Origin of the sequence: Enterobacter sp. FB (genome assembly GCF_000805795.1) — a bacterium.
GTDB classification, from domain to species: Bacteria; Pseudomonadota; Gammaproteobacteria; order Enterobacterales; family Enterobacteriaceae; genus Enterobacter; species Enterobacter roggenkampii.
The window spans coordinates 601,202-620,830 of the sequence record NZ_JSZC01000013.1 but is presented as its reverse complement, the minus strand read 5'-3'; the positions used below and the strand labels follow the sequence as shown (position 1 = coordinate 620,830).

The window sequence follows — 19,629 nt, the reverse complement described above, 5'->3', positions numbered from 1 at the left end:
TTCCTGATGAATGAAATTTTTCCTTTAGCAAGCGCCGCCGGGATGACCGTCGGCCTTGCCGTTTGCGCACTGATTATCGGCCTGGTGCTGGCGATGTTCTTTGCGGTGTGGGAATCCGCGAAATGGTTCCCCGTCGCCTGGACAGGCTCCGCGCTGGTCACCGTGCTGCGTGGGCTACCGGAAATTCTGGTGGTCCTGTTCATCTATTTCGGTTCCTCGCAGCTGCTGCTCACGCTGTCGGACGGCTTCACGATTAATCTCGGCTTTGCGCAGATCCCGGTGCAGATGCAGATCGACAACTTCGACGTCAGCCCGTTCCTGTGCGGCGTCATTGCGCTCTCCCTCCTCTACTCCGCGTACGCGTCGCAAACCCTGCGCGGTGCGCTGAAGGCCGTGCCGCAGGGACAGTGGGAGTCGGGTCAGGCGTTAGGGTTGTCAAAATCCGCCATCTTCTTCCGTCTGGTGATGCCGCAGATGTGGCGTCATGCCCTGCCGGGCCTCGGCAACCAGTGGCTGGTGCTGCTGAAAGATACCGCGCTGGTGAGCCTGATAAGCGTTAACGATCTGATGCTGCAAACCAAAAGCATCGCCACCCGTACCCAGGAGCCGTTTACCTGGTACATTGTGGCGGCGGCAATCTACCTGGTGATCACGTTGCTCAGTCAGTACATCCTCAAGCGTATTGACCTGCGAGCGACGCGCTTTGAACGGAGACCAGGCTGATGCTTGAATACTTTCCCGAGTTGATGAAAGGGCTGCACACCAGCCTGACGCTGACCGTGGCGTCCATTATCGTGGCGCTGATCCTGGCGCTCATCTTCACCATCATCCTGACGCTGAAAACGCCGGTGCTGGTGTGGATTGTGCGCGGGTACATCACCCTGTTTACCGGTACGCCGCTGCTGGTGCAGATCTTCCTGATTTACTACGGCCCGGGCCAGTTCCCGTCGCTGCAGGCGTATCCGGTTATCTGGCATCTGCTCTCTGAGCCATGGTTGTGTGCCCTGATTGCCCTTTCGCTGAACAGCGCGGCCTATACCACCCAGCTGTTCTTTGGTGCGATCCGCGCCATTCCTGAAGGCCAGTGGCAGTCCTGCGGGGCGCTGGGCATGAGCAAGAAGGACACGCTGGCGATCCTGCTGCCGTACGCCTTTAAGCGCGCGCTCTCCTCCTACTCCAACGAAGTGGTGCTGGTGTTCAAGAGTACCTCTCTGGCCTATACCATCACCCTGATGGAAGTGATGGGCCACGGGCAGCTGCTGTACGGGCGCACCTATGACGTGATGGTGTTCGGTGCGGCGGGCGTGGTCTATCTGGTGGTGAACGGTCTGCTAACGCTGATGATGCGCCTTATTGAGCGTAAAGCGCTGGCGTTTGAGCGCAGGAATTAACCGCGCAAGTGCATAAAACGGTATTCATGGAGCGGGTAACCTGATGGGTTATCCGCTTTTTTTTGTGATTAACATAATACTTAATCATTTTTATTGCATATAAATTCATTAACTGGCATTGTACATCCAGGCCGCAGACACGGCGCATCAATAAGACAGACGGGAGCATTACAATGAAAAAGTTAGTTCTGGCCGCATTACTTGCCACCTTCGCCGCTGGCGCATCCGCTGCGGATAAAATCAATTTCGGCGTGTCCGCCACCTATCCGCCGTTTGAGTCGCTGGATGCCAGCAACCAGATCGTCGGTTTTGATATCGATCTGGCGAAAGCGCTGTGCAAACAGATGCAGGCCGACTGCACCTTTACTAACCATGCTTTTGACAGCCTGATCCCGTCGCTGAAGTTCAAAAAATACGACGCGGTGATCTCCGGGATGGACATCACGCCTGAGCGCAGCAAGCAGGTCGCGTTCACCGACCCGTACTACGCCAACTCGGCGGTGGTGATTGCGAAGAAAGGGGCGTACAAATCCTTCGACGAGCTGAAAGGCAAACGCATCGGGATGGAAAACGGCACCACGCACCAGAAATACCTGCAGGACAAACATCCTGAAGTGAAGACCGTGGCCTATGACAGCTACCAGAATGCGATTATCGACCTGAAAAATGGCCGTATCGACGGCGTCTTCGGCGATACCGCCGTGGTGAACGAATGGCTGAAAACCAACCCGCAGCTGGGCACCGCAACGGAAAAAGTGACCGACCCGCAGTACTTCGGCACGGGCCTCGGCATCGCGGTACGTCCGGATAACAAAGCCCTGCTGGAAAAACTGAACGGCGCGCTGAAAGCGATTAAAGCAGACGGTACGTACCAGAAAATTAGCGAGCAGTGGTTCCCGCAGTAATGTCTTTTGCCGGGTGGCGGCTTCGCCTTACCCGGCCTACGGGGGGAGTTGTAGGCCGGGTAAGCGCAGCGCCACCCGGCACTCTCTCACAGCGGCACAAAGAACCTGAACCGTGCCCCTCTCGCCGACTCCATCAGCCTGATCCCGCCGCCGTGCAGCTCCAGCATCCGTTTCACGATTAACAGCCCTAACCCGCCGCGATTCTCTCTTGACGCTTGGGTGTTGAGCGCCGACGGCCGCTGGAACAGATCGTCGCGCAGCGAGGCATCCACGCCCGTTCCGCTGTCGGACACTTCGACCTGCAGCTGTTCATTTTCCTGCCACACCGCCAGGCGAATTTCTCCGCCGCCAGGCGTATGGCGCATCGCGTTATCCAGCAGGTTGGTCACCACGCGTTCAATCATCGACACATCGGCGTTTACCATCGGCAGCGGCCCCGGCACGTCAATATGCAGATTGACCTCTCGCGTGCGGGCCGTGAGCTCAAACTTCTGCGCCACGTCGGAAATCAGCTCCGCCATTGCGAACCGCTCGCGCTGGGGTTTGATGCCGCCGTGCTCAAGGCGCGCCAGCTCAAACAGCTGCTGAGAAAGATGACGGACTTTTTGCCCCTGACGCAGGGCGGTGGCGAGATACTGCTGGTGCTCCTGCGGCGTCAGGGTGGCGGATTTGAGCGACAGGGTTTCGAGATAGCCCAGCAGCGAGGTGAGCGGCGTGCGGAGGTCGTGCGAAATATTGGCGATAAACTCCCGGCGCTGGCGATCGCTGTCGGCCAGCCGATCCCACTGCTGGGTGATTTTGCGCGCCAGCTCGATAAAGCTGTTGCGCAGGATCGCCACTTCATCTTTTGCCGCCGCGTCCGGCGTCTGTGCCGCCAGCAGCCTGATTGCGCTCATGCTGTCCTGCTCCAGCCCGGCGACCTCCACCGTCAGCTGGTTAACCGGGCGCGTGACCCAGTACCAGACCAACAGCCCTGCCAGCAGCCCAAACAGCGCGACCCACAGCAGCGACCACAGGACGGTACTCCACAGCGCCTTGTGCCAGGCCATTTCCGCCAGGGCGTTTGACTCCTCGCCCTGCAAAATGATGTACAGGTAGCCCTTAAGCTCGCCGTCCTGCCGTAGCGGCGTGGCGCTAAAGACTTTTTGATTTTGACTCCGCGGATCGTCGCCCAGTACCGGCATGGCCGTGCCGCTCAGGAAGCTCTGCACCGGCGCCAGGTCGATTTTTTGCCGCTGAATATGGCCCGGCGGGGCAGCGTCGGCGAGGATATCGCCGTCCGGGGAGACAACGTAGAGCTCAACGCTCGGATTAAAGGTCATCAGCCGGCCAAACAGCGGTTTCAGCGCGCTGCGGTCGACCCTGCCCTGCGCGTCCAGAATCGGTTCGCGCTGGACGATCTGCTGCGCCAGCCCGCCCGATAACCGCTGCACCATCGCATTACCGTACTGCATGCTGCTGTAGAGCTGTACCGCGCAGGCGACGGCGGCGCAGAGCATCATCAGCAGGATGAAGAGCAGCGTCAGGCGCTGGCTCAGGCTAAAGCGACGCATCATGCTGCGGCTCCGCAAATTTGTAGCCCTTGCCCCAGACGGTGCGAATGATCTCCGGCTCGGCGGCGTCCTTCTCTATCTTGATGCGCAGGCGGTTGATATGGGTGTTGACGGTGTGTTCGTAGCCTTCGTGCTGGTAGCCCCAGACCTGCTCCAGCAGCGCCAGACGGGAGAACACCTCGCCGGGATGACGGGCAAAGAAGTAGAGCAGCTCGAACTCGCGCGGGGTGAGATCCACCACCTGGCCGTGAAGCAGCACGCTGCGCGCCAGCGGATCGATGGTCAGCCCGTGCGCCTGAATGTGTCCGTCGGTTTGCGCCTGCCCCATCGCCTGCTGGCGACGAAACAGCGCTTTGATCCGCGCAATCAGCTCCTGCACGGAGAACGGTTTTGCCAGATAGTCATCGGCGCCGGTTTCCAGCCCGGTAATGCGGTCGGTTTCGCTGCTGCGGGCGCTGATGATGATCACCGGCAGGTAGCGCGTCATCTGACGGATGCGGCGGCAAATCTCCAGACCGTCAACGTTGGGCAGCATCAGGTCGAGGATCACCGCATCCCACGTCTGGGCGTCAAGACGCTGTAAGGCGTTGCCCCCGTCGGGCTCGTGGGTGATGGCGTAGCCTTCGTCTTCTAAATTGAGTCGCAGAAGCGCCGCGATATCGTGGTCGTCTTCTACCAGCAGGATCTGCTTCATGGGTAAGCCTATATTCATGTCTTATGACGTAAGCTTACCTGATTTCGCCGGGATGAAGAGTTCACATTTTGTTTAAGATTTTACGAGCAACGTCAACACTTCATAATGCGCGGTGTGCGGGAACATATCGAAAAGCTGAACGCGTTCAATGCGATAGCCCGGCAGTTGAGCGATGTCTTTCGCCATGGTCTGCGCGTTGCAGCTGGAATAGATGATGTATTCCGGCGCCATCTGGCTCAGGTAGTCGCACAGCGCATTCCCGATGCCGCGGCGCGGCGGGTTAACCAGCACCAGTTCCGGCACGTTGCCCTGGCCGGTGGCGAACTGCGTGGAGTCGAGCGCCTGGAAGCGCAGATTCGTTAACCCCAGCTCAGAGGCAGACTGCTTCGCGCAGGCAATCGCTTCGGCAGAGATCTCAATCCCGGTGAGCTGCATCTCCGGCGTGGCGCAGTGCAGGCCAAACCCGCCCACGCCGCAGAACAGATCCCACATATGGTGAACGTTCAACGCACGCACCCAGTCGCGGGCGGTGGCGTACAGGCTGCTTGCCACGGTCGGGTTGGTCTGGAAGAAGCTTTGCGGGCGGATCCACAGCGGCACGCCGTTGAAGCGCTCCGCCAGCGCGTGCTGGTCGGTGAAGAAAATCTCTTTCTCCCCTTCCATGATGGCCATATGCACCGGCTGAATGTTCGCCGTAATGACCTTCAGCTGCGGAAGCTGCGCCTGCAGCCAAGGCAGGGCCGCGCGCAGCTGCTCAAGCTTAGTTTCAGAGCGCAGCACGAAGCGCAGCATCATGCCGCCGTCGATCTGGCTTTCGGTCAGCAGAAGGTATTTCAGCTCGCCGCGCTTGCGGGCCACGTTATAGGGCGTTAACCCCGCCCGGGCAATAAACGGCTTAAGCGCGGCAAAGACCGGTGCAAAGGAGTCGGGATACAGCGGGCAGTCGGTTAAGTCTTCCGGCGTGCCGTCGCGGTGCAGCATTCCCAGCAGCGGTTTTTCTACGCTGCCGCTGACCACCATTTTGGCTTTGTTGCGAAAACCCTGTTCCGGGCCGCTGACGGGTGCGCACCACTCGCCCACCGCGTGTGCTGCCAGCAGCTGTTGCAGGTCGGCCATTTTGGCGGTGAGTTGTTGAGAGACCGGCTGTTCTATCCACTGACAGGAGCGGCAGCGTCCGGCGTCATAGAGTGCGCACTGCATATCAAAACCTTAAGAATCACGAGGGCTGCGATTATACACATTATTGCAGGCGGAAGAACCGCCGACTGGAGGCCGGAACGAAGAGGAGACAGAGCACCAGCATATCCGGCAGCTTTTGCATAAACAGCGCGTGGAAGATTTCGCGTTTGGATCCGCCGGCAATGCTGAACAGTTCCGGGTAGCCGTATCCCAGCGAAGCCGCCCACAGATAGCTCGCCGCGGTAATCTGCGTCAGCAGATAGACCCAGCGCGCCCAGTTGCGCCCTTTGACCAGCGAAAACGCGCAGTAAATCTCGATAAACACCAGCACCAGGCTGCTCAAAAAGACCAGCGTCAGATTCCACGTCTGCACGCTGCGGTGAATGAATTCACCGATGCCGCGCACGCCCAGGGTGTTTAAAATCATCAGCACGTCCAGGCAGCGGATCATAATAATGGCGAGCGCCGCCACCTGAACCAGTGCAGGTACGTTAGGACGCGCGTGCGTAATACGTGATTTTTTTAATAATCCCAATGTTTTACTTCCCTGAAAAACAGTGCCGCGTCATGCGCGGCACATCACTGGAAATTTTAAATCCTTCAGCCGCGTCTTGCACGCTGGATATCGCGCACGCGCTGTTTTTCCGCGCGCGCCATCAAATACCAGGCGATAAATCCGACAATTCCGACCACGCCGAGGATGATAGAGGCCAGGGCGTTGATCTCCGGGTTGACCCCCATGCGCACGCTGGAGAAGACCAGCATCGGCAGCGTCGTCGCGCCCGGGCCGGAAACAAAGCTGGCGATCACCAGATCGTCGAGCGACAGGGTAAACGCCAGCAGCCAGCCAGAGATCACCGCCGGCATAATCATCGGCAGCGTGATGATGAAAAAGACCTTCAGCGGCGTCGCGCCGAGATCCATCGCCGCCTCTTCAATGGAGCGATCCAGCTCGCGCAGGCGCGAGGCGATCACCACCGCGACATAGGCGGTACAGAAGGTGACGTGCGCCAGCCAGATGGTGAGCATCCCGCGATCCGCCGGCCAGCCGATGGCATGCGCCAGGGCCACGAACAGCAGCAGCAGCGCGAGACCGGTGATCACGTCCGGCATAACCAGCGGGGCGGTGATCATAAAGGCGAAGCCGTTCGAACCGCGAAAACGCCCGAAGCGCACCATCACCAGCGCGGCGATCGTGCCCAGCACGGACGCCATGGTCGCCGCCAGCGCCGCAATGGTCAGGCTCAGCCCCACCGCGCTCATCATCGCATCATCGTGGAACAGCTCGCTGTACCAGCGCGTCGACCAGCCTGCCCAGACCGTCACCAGTTTGGAGCTGTTAAACGAGTAGATCACCAGCATCAGCATCGGCGCATACAGGAAGGTAAAGCCGATGACCAGGATCGCAATTCGCCACGGGGAGCGCACTACCGGTAAGTTGTTCATCCGCGATCTCCCATCTGTTTCTGCTGATGCTTGTGGAACCACATGATCGGCACGATCAGCAGCAGCAGCATGACAATCGCCACCGCCGACGCCACCGGCCAGTCGCGGTTATTGAAGAACTCCTGCCACAGCACGCGGCCAATCATGATGCTGTCTGGCCCGCCGAGCAGTTCCGGGATCACAAACTCCCCCACCGCCGGGATAAAGACCAGCATCGACCCGGCGATAATGCCGCCTTTGGTCAGCGGGACAATGACGCTGAAGAAAGTTTTTAACGGACGGGCACCGAGATCGAGCGACGCTTCTACCAGCGAGTAGTCAATACGCGTCAGCGCCGTGTAGATCGGCAGCACCATAAACGGCAGATAGGCGTACACAATGCCAATATAGACCGCGAGGTTGGTGTGCAGGATCGTCAGTGGCTGATCGATAACGCCTAACCACATCAGAAAATTGTTCAGCACGCCGTTGTTTTTCAGGATGCCCATCCAGGCGTAAACGCGGATCAGGAACGAGGTCCACGACGGCAGGATCACCAGCAGCAGCAGAATGTTTCGCGTCGACGGCTTGCTGTGCGCCACCGCCCACGCCAGCGGATAGCCCATCACCAGACAGCAGAGCGTCGAGATCGCCGCCACCTGCAGCGACTGCAGATAGGCTTCGAAATAGAGCGGATCGTCGGTGAGCTGCAGGAAGTTACCCAGGTTTAAGGTCAGCGTCAGCTGCCCGTCGGCCCAGTCCAGCAGGTTGGTGTAAGGCGGGATCGCCCGCGCCATTTCCGCCAGGCTTATCTTGAAAACAATCAGGAACGGCAGCAGGAACAGCAGGATCAGCCACACGTACGGCATGGCGATCACCAGCTTGCGGCCGTGCTTCATCTGCATGCGCGTCAGCCAGTGGGCAAAGCCGCCCGGCTTTTCGACGCGGGCTGGAGGTTCAAGTGTACTCATTGGCCGCTCCTTATACCGTCAGCACAACGCAACTGTCTGCATCCCAACACAGGCGCACTTCGTCGCCCCAGGTCGGCTGCCCCTTGCGGTAGCGATGTTCGTTCTGTAACTGCGCGCTGAGCATCTGCCCGCTTTTCAGGCGCACGTGGTAGATGGAGAGATCGCCCAGATAGGCAATGTGCACCACTTCGCCCACGGCAAAGTTATAGCCATCGGCAGGCGGATCCTCACAAAGCATGATCTTCTCCGGACGCAGCGCGACGTAAACCGGCACGTTATCCACCACCGAGTTATCCGGATCGACCTTAAGCGGATGCTGCAGCCCCGGCGATTCGATGACCAGGCCATCTTCCTGACGATCTTTCAGCAGCCCTTCGAAGACGTTAACCGAGCCGATGAACTCCGCGCTGTAGCGGGTGGTCGGATGCTCATAAATCTCTTCCGGCTCGCCAATCTGCACGAACTTCCCGCGGTTCATGATGGCGATACGTCCGGCCATGGTCATGGCCTCTTCCTGGTCGTGGGTGACCATCACGCAGGTCACGCCCACGCGCTCGAGGATATCGACCACTTCAAGCTGCATACGGTCGCGCAGCTTTTTATCCAGCGCGCCCATCGGCTCATCAAGCAGCAGCAGTTTCGGGCGTTTTGCCAGGCTGCGGGCCAGGGCCACGCGCTGGCGCTGGCCGCCGGAGAGCTGGTGCGGCTTACGCTTGGCGAACTCCTGCATGTGCACCAGGCTCAGCATCTCGGCCACGCGCGCGGTAATTTCAGCCTTCGGCAGCTTGTCCTGCTTCAGGCCAAAGGCGATGTTCTGCTCCACCGTCATATGCGGGAACAGCGCGTAGGACTGGAACATCATGTTGATCGGGCGCTGATACGGCGGCACGCTGGAGAGATCCACGCCGTCGAGCACGATCTGCCCGGCGGTGGGCTGTTCAAAACCGGCCAGCATACGCAGCAGGGTCGATTTACCACAGCCAGAGGCCCCCAGAAGGGCAAAAATTTCGCCTTTATAGATCGTCAGGCTGACGTCGTCCACGGCATGCTGGCCATCGAAAGATTTGGTGAGGTTACGAATTTCAAGCAGCGGGGTCAGCGCTTTACGGACTTTCGCCTGCGGGCGGGGGATCGCGTCATTCACGGGGTGTTCTCCGGTAGAGATCAAATCATGGTGCAGGCGCACCAGAACGGTGCACCTGTTGCCGGGGGCGCTTCGCTTGCCCGGCCTGTGACAAAGGGTTATTTACCGCTTTTCACCTTGGTCCACGCGCGGGTACGCACGCGGTCAATTTTTGGATCCTGGACTTTCAGGGTGAAGAGCTTGGCGAACACATCCGCTGGCGGATAGATAGCCGGGTTATTACGGATCTCTTCGCTCACCAACGGCACGGAGGCCTTGTTACCGTTCGCGTAGTAAACGTGGTCGCTGATGTGGGCGATAACCTCAGGACGCATCAGGTAGTTGAGGAACTGATACGCTTCGTCTTTGTTTTTGGCGTCAGCCGGCATCGCGAAGACGTCGAAGAAGGCCAGCGCCCCCTCTTTCGGAATGAAGTAGGAGACGTTCACGCCGTTTTTCGCCTCTTTCGCGCGGTTTGCCGCCTGCCATACGTCCCCTGCCCAGCCGATCGCGACGCAGATGTCGCCGTTCGCCAGGTCGTTAATGTACTGGGACGAGTGGAAGTAACGAATGTTTGGACGCAGCTTCAGCAGCAGATCGGTCGCCGGGCCGGTGTAATCATCGGCCTTATTGCTGTTCGGATCTTTGCCCAGGTAGTTCAGCACGGTCGCGAAAATCTCTTCCGGGGCATCGAGGAAGGAGACGCCGCAGCTTTTCAGCTTCTCAAGGTTTTCCGGCTTCAGCACCACGTCCCAGCTGTCCAGCTTCACGTCCGGGCCCAGCGCGGCTTTGACTTTATCCACGTTGTAGCCGATACCGGTGGTCGCCCACAGGTAAGGCATCGCGTATTTGTTGTCCGGGTCGTGCTTAGCCACCAGCTTCAGCACTTCCGGATCGAGATTTTTCCAGTTCGGTAATTTGCTCTTATCCAGCGGCTGGAAGACGCCTGCCGTCAGCTGGCGCTCCAGGAAGCTTGCGGAAGGCACCACGAGGTCAAACCCGGTGCTGCCCGCCATCAGCTTTCCTTCCAGCACTTCATTGGAATCGAACACGTCGTAGACGACTTTAATGCCGGTCTCTTTTTCAAAATTTGCCACCGTGTCCGGCGCAATATAGTCAGACCAGTTATAAACGTGCAGCGTTTTTTGTTCCGCAGCGAGCGTGCCGGCAGAGACGGCCATCAGAGCACCCGCAACCAGACCCGATAACCATTTTTTATTCAAGGCGATCATAGTGTTATTCCTTCTGAAAGCTCGTTAACAAACGAACTAAAACTGTGCAATCAGGATATATGCAAAAATCATGCATAGTTTGTCGCTCTGCTCAAAATAAAAAGAAACCTCTTTACCCGGCAGCTTCCGCTCGCTTTTTTAAGCATCGCAAGAATAACTGTAGCCCGTGTCCCCGGCTATAGCCCAGACGAAAAAACGCCTTTTATCAATTTTTTATGCAGGTTAAGTCTACGTGATAAGCCGAAACGGCCTTCAGGGAGGTGAATAATTCTTTAAAGAAAGGTTAAAAGCAGCAGAAAAAATGGCCTTCTGCAGCCGCTATGGCAGCGACTGCGCAAAAGTCAGACAGGCTTAGTGAAGAAAATTGGGAGATGCATCATTATTCTCTGCATCATCTTCCGCGCTATACAGCAGATGGTGTGCATTGGCTTCCATCATAACCATGGAAATTTGCTCTTCGCTCAAGCGCATAAACCAGGCGAACTGCTTGAACGACAGCCCTGCCCCGGAGAATAAAGACTGGCAAACGACCAGTTTTGGCAGATTATCATCCTGTATGTCGAGAAATGCCTTCACCGTCAAAGAACTGGCATTGATTGCCGACAGGTCGGAAGCCAGCGCCAGCAGCGCGGAGGGCTTCACTTCAGCCAGCGCGGAGAAAAGGATCACGTCGTTAATCAGATCGATTTTGGCATCGAAAATGCCGTCGAAATTCTGCATATGAGGCAGATGCAGCGCCTGGCAGGAATCACATTCGAAGAACGTAATTCCGGCATCATCAAGCCATTGACGTAACGTATCCAGTGTAGGTACGACCTGTAAATCCATCGCGATGCAGCCTCTTTAATAAAAACTTCGCATAGGGTACTTAAAAAGCGCGCGGTAATCCATTTAACCACCCGTTTTCAGACAGTAGCCCGGCGTCGCATGACGCTCGATCCATAAGATCATTTTACCCGCAATATCGACCCCTGTGGTTTTTTCCACACCTTCCAGCCCCGGCGAGGCGTTCACCTCCATGACCAGCGGCCCGCGCGTCGCGCGCAGAAGATCTACACCCGCCACGTCCAGCCCCAGGGTTTGCGCCGCTTTCACGGCAATTTCCCGTTCGCGATCGCTGATATCGGCGATTCTGGCAATGCCGCCGCGGTGAAGATTAGAGCGGAAATCGCCCTCTTTGGCCTGCCGCTCGATCGCCGCCACGACCTCGTTACCCACCACAAAACAGCGAATATCGCGCCCTTTCGCCTCTTCGATATACTCCTGCACCAGAATGTGGGCATTGAGGCCCCGGAAGGCATCAATCACGCTCTCCGCCGCCTGACGGGTCTCCGCCAGCACCACGCCAATGCCCTGCGTGCCTTCCACCAGCTTGATCACCAAAGGCGCGCCGCCCACCATGTCGATCAGATCGCTGGTGTCGTCCGGGGAATGGGCAATCCCGGTGACGGGAAGATCGATCCCCTGACGGGCAAGAAGCTGCAGCGAGCGCAGCTTGTCGCGGGCGCGGGAAATGGCGACGGATTCGTTGAGCGGGTAGCTGCCCAGCATCTCGAACTGGCGCAGCGCGGCGGTGCCGTAGTAGGTAATCTGGGAGCCGATGCGGGGGATCACCGCATCAAAGTGCGGCAGCTTGCGGCCTTTGTAGTGAATCGACGAGGCGGCCGGATCGATGTTCATATAGCAGGACATCGGGTCGAGGATTTCAACCTGATGCCCGCGTTTCGCCGCCGCTTCTCGCAGGCGCTTACATGAATAGAGCGTTCCATCCCGGGACAATATGGCAATTTTCACCCTGCACCTCTCTGAAGACATGGAAAAAGCCTGCGTATCATATACGCAGGCAGGCGCAGGATAAATGGACTATCGCGTCGCCCAGCCCTGTTTGTGCAGGTAATCAAGAATAAACGGGCGATTTTCTTTAATGATGGTGCGGCGAATATGGTCAGTCCAGGTGTCGCGGCGGTTATTGCTGCCGCGCGTCATGTAGTAATTCGCCAGCTCTTCATCGTAGTGATTCAGAACATCCTGATCGACCGGCTGGTAGTGGTTTTCATGCACCAGCATCGCCGCAGGAATGCGCGGCTTGAGATCCGGGTTGTCCGCCGGCCAGCCAAGGCACAGGCCAAACAGCGGCAGCACGTGTTTTGGCAGCTTCAGCAGGTCGGTCACGCTTTGAATGTTGTTACGCAGGCCGCCAATGTAGACGCCGCCTAACCCCAGCGACTCCGCCGCCGTAAAGGCGTTTTGCGCCATCAGCGCGGTATCCACCACGCCCAGCAGCAGCTGTTCGGCCAGGCCCAGCTCGGCCTCAGGGCAGATCTGCAGGTGGCGGTTAAAGTCGGCGCAGAATACCCAGAACTCGGCTGCCTGAGCCACATGCTTCTGCCCGCCGGTCAGCGTCACCAGCTGTTCACGCATCGCCGGGTCGGTAATGCGGATAATGGAGCTGCACTGCAGGAAGCTGGAGCTGGAGGTCGCCCTTGCGCTGTTAATAATCGCTTCGCGCTGCGCATCGGTAATCGGCTCATCGGTGAAGTGGCGAATGGAACGATGGGAAAGGAGCAGGTCTATGGTTGGCGTCATCTTGTCTCTCTTTGTCTTGCTTAAACCGTATGGCAGCCAGTATAGGCAATGATATGCGCGGTGTAATTGGCGAAACATAGCTCATAGATATTATAACGACAGGCGAAACCTTCTTTAATGACGACAGGTTATGGGGCACTATACGTGTCATTCGCCGTCAGGCTTGTTTTTTTGAGGAGAGAGAAATGTTTGCAGTTATTTTTGGTCGTCCAGGGTGCCCTTACTGTGTGCGCGCGAAAGAGCTGGCTGAGAAACTGACCGAAGAGCGCGATGACTTCAACTTCCGCTATGTGGACATCCACGCGGAAGGCATCACCAAAGCCGATCTGGAAAAAACTGTCGGTAAGCCGGTTGAAACCGTACCGCAGATCTTCCTCGATCAGAAACACATTGGCGGCTGCACCGACTTTGAAGCTTACGCCAAAGAGCACCTGGGCCTGTTTGCTGCCCAGTAATGAAATGAAAGGACGCCCTCACCGAGAGGGCGTTTTTATTTGTGGTGTCGTCGGTTATGAAACAGACTGCGCACAAATAAGTAGCAGAGCGCGCCAAGAGCGCACCAGAAAACAGCGCTCATCAACCACGCCAGCTCCTGCCAGAAACTCCGCGTAGAGATATACAGCAAGCGCATCATCAGCAAACAGAGCGGCGCGGCCAGCATGGCGCCCAGCAGCGGCTTCACCACCTCCCCTTTACGGGAGAGAAAACTGGCAGCTGCCCCCGGCAGGGTAAAAAAGAGCAACCCGAGCTCCGGATGACCCGACGCCCTGAATGCCCCTTTCACGTTAAAAGCAAGCGACATGCATACGACCGTGAACAGCAAAAAGCAGCTGATCACCCCCGCCCAGTTTCGTTTCATATTCAACCTATCCTCCTGACTTATCTCTATCAAATACACTTTCGTCGGGTAGACGCCCAGTCAGATAAAGCAATGCGGCAATCCTTGCCAAAGTACGCACAGGGTGATGCGATAATCAGTAGCTGTCAGTAGCTAATGCGATTAAACTACACGCCAGCTAATGTTTTAGGGAATAAAGCAGGAAACAGGGAGCGTTAACGCTTTTCCCTGACCCAAAAAACAGTAGCCCAAAAAGTCCTTTCATTCAACAACTTACTGGTAAACAAGAAGTTAGCCTCCGTGAATATAAACGTCGCAGACTTGTTAAATGGGAATTACATCCTGTTATTATTTGTGGTACTGGCGCTGGGTCTTTGCCTGGGTAAATTGCGCCTGGGTTCGGTTCAACTCGGTAATTCCATTGGCGTTTTAGTCGTCTCCTTATTATTAGGCCAGCAGCACTTCAGCATTAACACGGACGCGCTCAACTTAGGTTTTATGCTGTTTATTTTTTGTGTTGGCGTGGAAGCGGGACCTAACTTTTTTTCCATTTTCTTCCGCGACGGCAAAAATTATCTGATGCTGGCGCTGGTGATGGTCGGCAGCGCGCTGCTGATCGCGTTAGGGCTGGGTAAACTGTTTGGCTGGGATATCGGGCTAACGGCCGGTATGCTGGCAGGCTCGATGACCTCCACTCCGGTGCTGGTGGGTGCCGGTGATACCCTGCGCCACTCCGGGATGGCCGGGGAACAGCTCTCCACCGCCCTCGACCACCTGAGCCTGGGCTATGCCCTGACCTATCTGATTGGTCTGGTGAGCCTGATCGTTGGCGCACGCTACCTCCCAAAACTGCAGCATCAGGATCTGCAGACCAGCGCCCAGCAAATCGCCCGCGAGCGCGGTCTCGATACCGATTCCAAACGTAAAGTCTATCTCCCGGTGATCCGCGCCTACCGCGTCGGGCCGGAGCTGGTGGCATGGGCAGACGGTAAAAACCTGCGCGAGCTGGGGATTTACCGCCAGACGGGCTGCTACATCGAACGTATCCGCCGCAACGGTATTCTGGCGAACCCGGACGGCGACGCGGTGCTGCAGATGGGCGACGACATTGCGCTGGTGGGTTACCCGGACGCCCACGCCCGTCTCGACCCGAGCTTCCGTAACGGCAAAGAGGTGTTCGACCGCGACCTGCTCGACATGCGCATCGTCACCGAAGAGATCGTGGTGAAAAACCATAACGCCGTGGGCCGCCGCCTGGCGCAGCTGAAGCTGACCGACCACGGCTGCTTCCTCAACCGCGTGATCCGCAGCCAGATTGAGATGCCAATCGACGACAACGTGGTGCTCAACAAAGGCGACGTTCTGCAGGTCAGCGGCGACGCGCGACGCGTAAAAACCGTGGCCGACCGCATCGGTTTTATCTCCATTCACAGCCAGGTCACCGACCTGCTGGCCTTCTGCGCCTTCTTTATCGTTGGCCTGATGATCGGGATGATCACCTTCCAGTTCAGCAACTTTAGCTTCGGCATCGGTAACGCCGCCGGGCTGCTGTTCGCCGGGATCATGCTGGGCTTCCTGCGAGCGAACCACCCTACCTTCGGCTACATTCCGCAGGGCGCGCTGAACATGGTGAAAGAGTTCGGTCTGATGGTCTTTATGGCGGGCGTGGGCTTAAGCGCGGGCAGCGGCATTGGCCACAGCCTGGGTGCCGTTGGCTGGCAGATGTTGGTTTCCGGACTAATCGTCAGCCTGGTGCCGGTGGTGATCTGCTTCCTGTTCGGCGCCTACGTGCTGCGCATGAACCGCGCCCTGCTCTTCGGGGCGATGATGGGAGCGCGTACCTGTGCCCCAGCGATGGAAATCATCAGCGACACCGCGCGCAGCAACATTCCGGCGCTGGGCTATGCGGGCACCTATGCTATCGCTAACGTACTGCTCACGCTGGCGGGTACGCTGATCATCATCATCTGGCCGGGGCTCGGATAACTCCTAAGAATGCGCGTGGCGGAAAATATTTTCGTTACGCGCAGAACTTTTTTAGCAGGGGGTAGTCATAACTAGTGCCACTGCTTTTCTTTGATGTCCCCAATTTGTGGAGCCCATCAACCCCGCCGTTTTGGTTCAAGGTTGATGGGTTTTTTGTTGCCTGAAATTCCCTCACTCACAGAATCAATCGCTTACAGCCACGCTTTCTGATGTTGGGCGTCAGCTCCGGACAAAAAAACACTATCTCCTTACTTTTTCCTTCCAGGCTTCATAAAACTATCGCTCCCTGACAGCAAAAGAATAAAATCAGGGAAAACGTCAGCAAGGAAAGCCGCATGTTCGATTTTTATCCCGAGAAAACCTACAGCAGAACGGAAGTGATGAGCAGGCCAACACCAGTTCCTGCAGTAAACGGTGTCTACTTCTGGTGGTTTAAGGAAATCCCTCCAGGCGTGCCGACCGAGGGCTGCATTACCTCAGACGGCTACACGCTGCTATACGTTGGTATTTCACCCGACCAGAGGGGGAAACCTAACAGCCGTTCGAACTTAAGGAAACGAATCAAAACGCATTACAGCGGCAATGCGGCTGGATCAACACTCAGGCGCACGCTGGGTGTGTTATTGAGTGGTTTAAGTGGCTTTCCCCTGCGGCGCGTAGGTTCAGGATCCAGAATGACATTTACTCACCCTGGCGAGCAGTGGCTTGACGCCTGGATGGAAGAGAATGCCAAAGTTCACTGGCATCCTGTCGAAGCGCCCTGGGAACTTGAAGACACGCTGATCGCATCGACTCCCCTACCATTAAATATTCAGGGTAATCTTCACACCTTTAAATCCAAACTTTCGGAAATGCGTAGTCAAGCTGCTGCGGAGGCAAGAATGATGGAAATTGCTGATGAACGGTGTTTTAAAAGGCGTTTAGCAGCTCAGTGCTCAATCTAGTCTATGGTAAATCCCTCTTTGGGAACAGCTACTGACCTTTCCAGCCCAGCGTTTGTTGAATCCCCGACGCGGCAGCACAATCATCACGTCCGTTTCGTCCAGCTCCAAAACGAGCTGGTCCGCTTCAAAATCCCGGTTTTCTGTCAGCGTCAGACTCATCCGTTGCCCGTACATCACCATCGTCACATCTTTGCCTTCGGTGGTTATGCGGATGCAATGCTAGGGTGTTGTGGGAAGGAGAAAATGTGTTTGTAAGAAATGAATTAAATCCACTACAAGTAACTATCGAGCCAAATAATATTTGGTTCGATGAGGAAGTAATTAAATTTAGGAGTTACTCAATTGATTAATCCCTCTCCAAGCAAACCTGTTAACCTGGAGAGGGTGTAATTTAGTGATTCCAAAGACTAGTATATGCCTCTCCAGCGAGTCTATCCGTTCTATTTATGATATTATCGGAGTTCCACTCCCCACCATAAATAGTCTGTAGCTCATGAACAAATTCCTCTGTAAGGATAAACTCAGACTGCTCATAGATAGAAATCTTGCGTTCCAACGGCTTATCGCCAGCTTGCTCATTTAGTTCTTTAGATAACGGGATAAGGTTACCAATCATACCAATTTCCTTCCCCCCACCATTACTCTGGGGCAAAACATGCTCTAAGGTTATTGAATGCGGCCTATATTCATTACCAGCATGCCGAGACATTTCAAACTTACTCAAAATATATTGAATGAGTTTCTTTTGCTTATTTTTTTCATCAGTAAATGTCAGATCTCTGAAGTTTTCAGTGAAGACTGTCAACTCTGGCTTACGATTACTTAGTAGTGTGCATAATTGCTCAATAACCTCACCATTTGTGACTTTCGTCGATTGGGGAGCATTTATTGCTCTCGCAGCCTTCGAATAAGCACCTTCGATCCCTGATGGGCGTAAAGAGCAAACAGCATTAAAAACAAAATGGAAGTTTTCAATTGTATGCAAAGCTCTAAGCAAATCACGTTGCCTGAGTTTACCCGCACGTTTCGCTTTCATTAATGCCAATAAAAAAGGCTTGCACTGAGTAACACTAAAAAGTCGTAATGCGTTTAGTGACTGATAAAGAGGTTTATCTTCCTGCTGCGGAAAATCGCTATCAAGCGGTGAGGATATTAATACATATAATCTTGCATCATCTTTTAGCTCTTGAATAAATGCAGCTGGGTCTATATCTCCTTTTCGCCACTTTGTTATAAATGATTTATATAGATTCTCATTGCTGACATATGCATATTTAGAAACCCACCAATGCCTCATAAAACTTTCAATGGTACCCACACCATTCCTATCTGTTAGAATAGTACGAATCGATTTCCAATTATCTTTTGCATCATCATTTGGATGTTCATCAGTCAAAGCTTTAAACAATTTATTCTTAATCAAATCAACAAAACTTAAATTCATACCTCGAGCATTAAGCGTTTCAAATATAGTATACGCCTCATCTTCCTCATTTACTGTAATAAAAATAATCTTTAAATATCTTAAGATTTGATCACGAACACACTTCAAAATAACTGCATAGCTTTCATCGTTAGTTAGATCGGTGGAAAAGTATCTACCCAGCCTTTCCCTTGACGCAAGACTTGATATTTCTTTATAGGCAGCTAAAAGATTCCTTTCTTCTTGTGATTGAGGCTGTTCCTCTGCTTTATCGATATGTTGAATATTTTTCTGAAAGAAAGGCTTTGGTGTTTCATTAATTAACTTAAAAAATTTCCTCCCTTCATCATCTCTACCTTCGATGTAATTCTCAAATAATGCTTCCGCCAACCCACGCTGATCAATACTTATGAAACACTCACATAAAACTGATAAGAATATTGTTAAGGTCGTCAATCTTTGTTGACCGTCGACTATTTGCATCTCCCGACCAGTTTCATCGCCAACAAGAACTAGCGAACCTATAAAATATTCATTATTAACGTATGCGTTCTTAGTATTAGGCTTTATATTAGATATAACGTCATACCAGAGCTCATTTATTTGCTCCCGAGCCCATGAATATTCTCTCTGAAATCTTGGGACAACATATTTTCTGTTTACGGACAATAATTCTGAAATAGTTCGTGTATAAGCATGTAGTTCCATTTTGCACCTATCGCTCTGAATATGTGAGGATACATTACATCAATCTAATGAAGTGTAAAGCGTGAACGCTCGCTCGTCCCCCTCCACACTTGGCCGCTTCATGTTGTGGTTTTCATGCAGGTTTATAATGGGCCGGAAAGAGCGCCAGTCCTGACGGTCGCAACCAATCGAGATCCTTTTTGGATCATGTTAATCTACGCACCACAGACATGCACTGCTTTCTTAAACCGCGGGATGCCATATGGAAGAGAGTTTCCCATGGAGCAAAGTCACTGATGCGCACACTCATCGTGCCTTACTCCATATTTATTCAGCTTAGTAATAAGGTCCCTAGTCAGATCTCACATCCACAAAAGCGCAATTTCCTTCTCGTCATCGATACAATCTGAACTAGAGACCAGCTGGGCCATAAGTTCTATCCACTACAAAGTAAGTAACTCCATAAACAAATCGTTCACAATTCCCTACCAATGCTACTGTTCATATGCAAAGTTAACCATATGTTTTTAAAAATTAAATAGTTTTCTACTCAGCTAACACAACGATTAATAGCTATGCCATCTCCCTGCACCACTGACACCAAATTTCATACTTTTCCAGACGCTAGTTTTCTAGGTTATACGCAACCCGGCTCCAAACGGCGAACTTCCATCATTCAGCATCAGATCTAC

19 protein-coding genes and 1 pseudogene are annotated in these 19,629 nt (G+C 54.7%); 6 read left to right on the top strand and 14 right to left on the bottom strand.

The window, feature by feature from the left end; translation table 11 throughout:
- The first annotated feature begins 6 nt into the window (after window positions 1-6).
- The 3 genes from artQ to artJ all read left to right on the top strand — a co-directional run bounded on the left by artQ (window position 7) and on the right by artJ (window position 2,296).
- Window positions 7-723 carry an arginine ABC transporter permease ArtQ gene (artQ, locus tag PI91_RS09815; protein WP_008500033.1) on the top strand — a complete coding sequence of 239 codons (717 nt, stop codon included), beginning with the start codon at window positions 7-9 and terminating at the stop codon, window positions 721-723.
- Window positions 723-1,391 (top strand): arginine ABC transporter permease ArtM, encoded by a 669-nt coding sequence (gene artM, locus PI91_RS09810; protein ID WP_023343658.1) that lies wholly within the window; start codon window positions 723-725, stop codon window positions 1,389-1,391. The genes artQ and artM overlap by 1 nt, the downstream gene beginning before the upstream one ends.
- 173 nt (window positions 1,392-1,564) lie before the next feature.
- A complete protein-coding gene (gene artJ / locus PI91_RS09805; RefSeq protein WP_015571008.1) occupies window positions 1,565-2,296 on the top strand; it encodes an arginine ABC transporter substrate-binding protein ArtJ in 732 nt (243 codons plus the stop codon).
- 86 nt (window positions 2,297-2,382) lie between these two features.
- Here artJ and PI91_RS09800 read toward each other — a convergent pair whose 3' ends face one another.
- From PI91_RS09800 to nfsA, 11 genes are all read right to left on the bottom strand, one after another.
- Window positions 2,383-3,852: an ATP-binding protein gene (locus tag PI91_RS09800; protein ID WP_039266052.1), complete on the bottom strand. Its 1,470-nt coding sequence runs from the start codon at window positions 3,850-3,852 to the stop codon at window positions 2,383-2,385.
- On the bottom strand, window positions 3,836-4,543 hold the full coding sequence (locus tag PI91_RS09795; RefSeq protein WP_021240925.1) for a response regulator transcription factor: 708 nt from the start codon (window positions 4,541-4,543) through the stop codon (window positions 3,836-3,838). The genes PI91_RS09800 and PI91_RS09795 overlap by 17 nt, the downstream gene beginning before the upstream one ends.
- Before the next feature lie 72 nt (window positions 4,544-4,615).
- Window positions 4,616-5,743: a 23S rRNA (uracil(747)-C(5))-methyltransferase RlmC gene (rlmC, locus tag PI91_RS09785; protein WP_039266051.1), complete on the bottom strand. Its 1,128-nt coding sequence runs from the start codon at window positions 5,741-5,743 to the stop codon at window positions 4,616-4,618.
- Window positions 5,744-5,783: 40 nt separating this feature from the next.
- Window positions 5,784-6,257 carry a YbjO family protein gene (locus PI91_RS09780; RefSeq protein ID WP_039266050.1) on the bottom strand — a complete coding sequence of 158 codons (474 nt, stop codon included), beginning with the start codon at window positions 6,255-6,257 and terminating at the stop codon, window positions 5,784-5,786.
- Between the two features lie 65 nt (window positions 6,258-6,322).
- Window positions 6,323-7,168, bottom strand: a complete 846-nt coding sequence (gene potI, locus PI91_RS09775; protein ID WP_008503447.1) for a putrescine ABC transporter permease PotI — start codon at window positions 7,166-7,168, stop codon at window positions 6,323-6,325.
- Window positions 7,165-8,118, bottom strand: a complete 954-nt coding sequence (gene potH, locus PI91_RS09770) for a putrescine ABC transporter permease PotH (RefSeq protein WP_021240928.1) — start codon at window positions 8,116-8,118, stop codon at window positions 7,165-7,167. The genes potI and potH overlap by 4 nt, the downstream gene beginning before the upstream one ends.
- A 10-nt stretch (window positions 8,119-8,128) precedes the next feature.
- Window positions 8,129-9,262, bottom strand: a complete 1,134-nt coding sequence (gene potG, locus PI91_RS09765) for a putrescine ABC transporter ATP-binding subunit PotG (RefSeq protein WP_021240929.1) — start codon at window positions 9,260-9,262, stop codon at window positions 8,129-8,131.
- 98 nt (window positions 9,263-9,360) lie between these two features.
- Window positions 9,361-10,473, bottom strand: coding sequence for a spermidine/putrescine ABC transporter substrate-binding protein PotF (gene potF, locus PI91_RS09760; RefSeq protein WP_008503444.1), 1,113 nt, complete (start codon window positions 10,471-10,473; stop codon window positions 9,361-9,363).
- Window positions 10,474-10,824: 351 nt separating this feature from the next.
- On the bottom strand, window positions 10,825-11,301 hold the full coding sequence (locus PI91_RS09755) for a YbjN domain-containing protein (protein ID WP_003858385.1): 477 nt from the start codon (window positions 11,299-11,301) through the stop codon (window positions 10,825-10,827).
- Window positions 11,302-11,364: 63 nt separating this feature from the next.
- Window positions 11,365-12,267, bottom strand: a complete 903-nt coding sequence (gene rimK, locus PI91_RS09750) for a 30S ribosomal protein S6--L-glutamate ligase (RefSeq protein WP_021240931.1) — start codon at window positions 12,265-12,267, stop codon at window positions 11,365-11,367.
- 69 nt (window positions 12,268-12,336) lie between these two features.
- A complete protein-coding gene (gene nfsA, locus PI91_RS09745; protein ID WP_008503442.1) occupies window positions 12,337-13,059 on the bottom strand; it encodes a nitroreductase NfsA in 723 nt (240 codons plus the stop codon).
- 185 nt (window positions 13,060-13,244) lie between these two features.
- Between nfsA and PI91_RS09740 the strand changes: the two genes are divergently transcribed.
- The gene (locus tag PI91_RS09740; protein ID WP_006809455.1) at window positions 13,245-13,514 is read left to right on the top strand and encodes a GrxA family glutaredoxin; all 270 of its coding nucleotides are present in this window, start codon (window positions 13,245-13,247) and stop codon (window positions 13,512-13,514) included.
- Between the two features lie 35 nt (window positions 13,515-13,549).
- Here PI91_RS09740 and PI91_RS09735 read toward each other — a convergent pair whose 3' ends face one another.
- Window positions 13,550-13,918 carry an inner membrane protein YbjM gene (locus PI91_RS09735; protein ID WP_023326986.1) on the bottom strand — a complete coding sequence of 123 codons (369 nt, stop codon included), beginning with the start codon at window positions 13,916-13,918 and terminating at the stop codon, window positions 13,550-13,552.
- 279 nt (window positions 13,919-14,197) lie between these two features.
- Here PI91_RS09735 and PI91_RS09730 point away from each other — a divergent pair, with 279 nt between their 5' ends.
- Both PI91_RS09730 and PI91_RS26410 read left to right on the top strand, forming a co-directional pair.
- Window positions 14,198-15,883, top strand: coding sequence for an aspartate:alanine antiporter (locus tag PI91_RS09730; RefSeq protein WP_008503440.1), 1,686 nt, complete (start codon window positions 14,198-14,200; stop codon window positions 15,881-15,883).
- Between the two features lie 335 nt (window positions 15,884-16,218).
- Complete coding sequence (locus tag PI91_RS26410; RefSeq protein WP_063615847.1) at window positions 16,219-16,827, top strand: GIY-YIG nuclease family protein; 609 nt, start codon at window positions 16,219-16,221, stop codon at window positions 16,825-16,827.
- Here the strand turns inward: PI91_RS26410 and PI91_RS26405 are convergent.
- Both PI91_RS26405 and PI91_RS09715 read right to left on the bottom strand, forming a co-directional pair.
- A pseudogene (locus PI91_RS26405) lies at window positions 16,827-17,040 on the bottom strand (phage late control D family protein); the annotation flags it as partial. The gene PI91_RS26410 and the pseudogene PI91_RS26405 sit on opposite strands and share 1 nt — an antisense overlap.
- A gap of 178 nt (window positions 17,041-17,218) precedes the next feature.
- Window positions 17,219-18,958, bottom strand: coding sequence for a DUF262 domain-containing protein (locus PI91_RS09715; RefSeq protein ID WP_071580345.1), 1,740 nt, complete (start codon window positions 18,956-18,958; stop codon window positions 17,219-17,221).
- Between the last annotated feature and the right edge of the window lie 671 nt (window positions 18,959-19,629).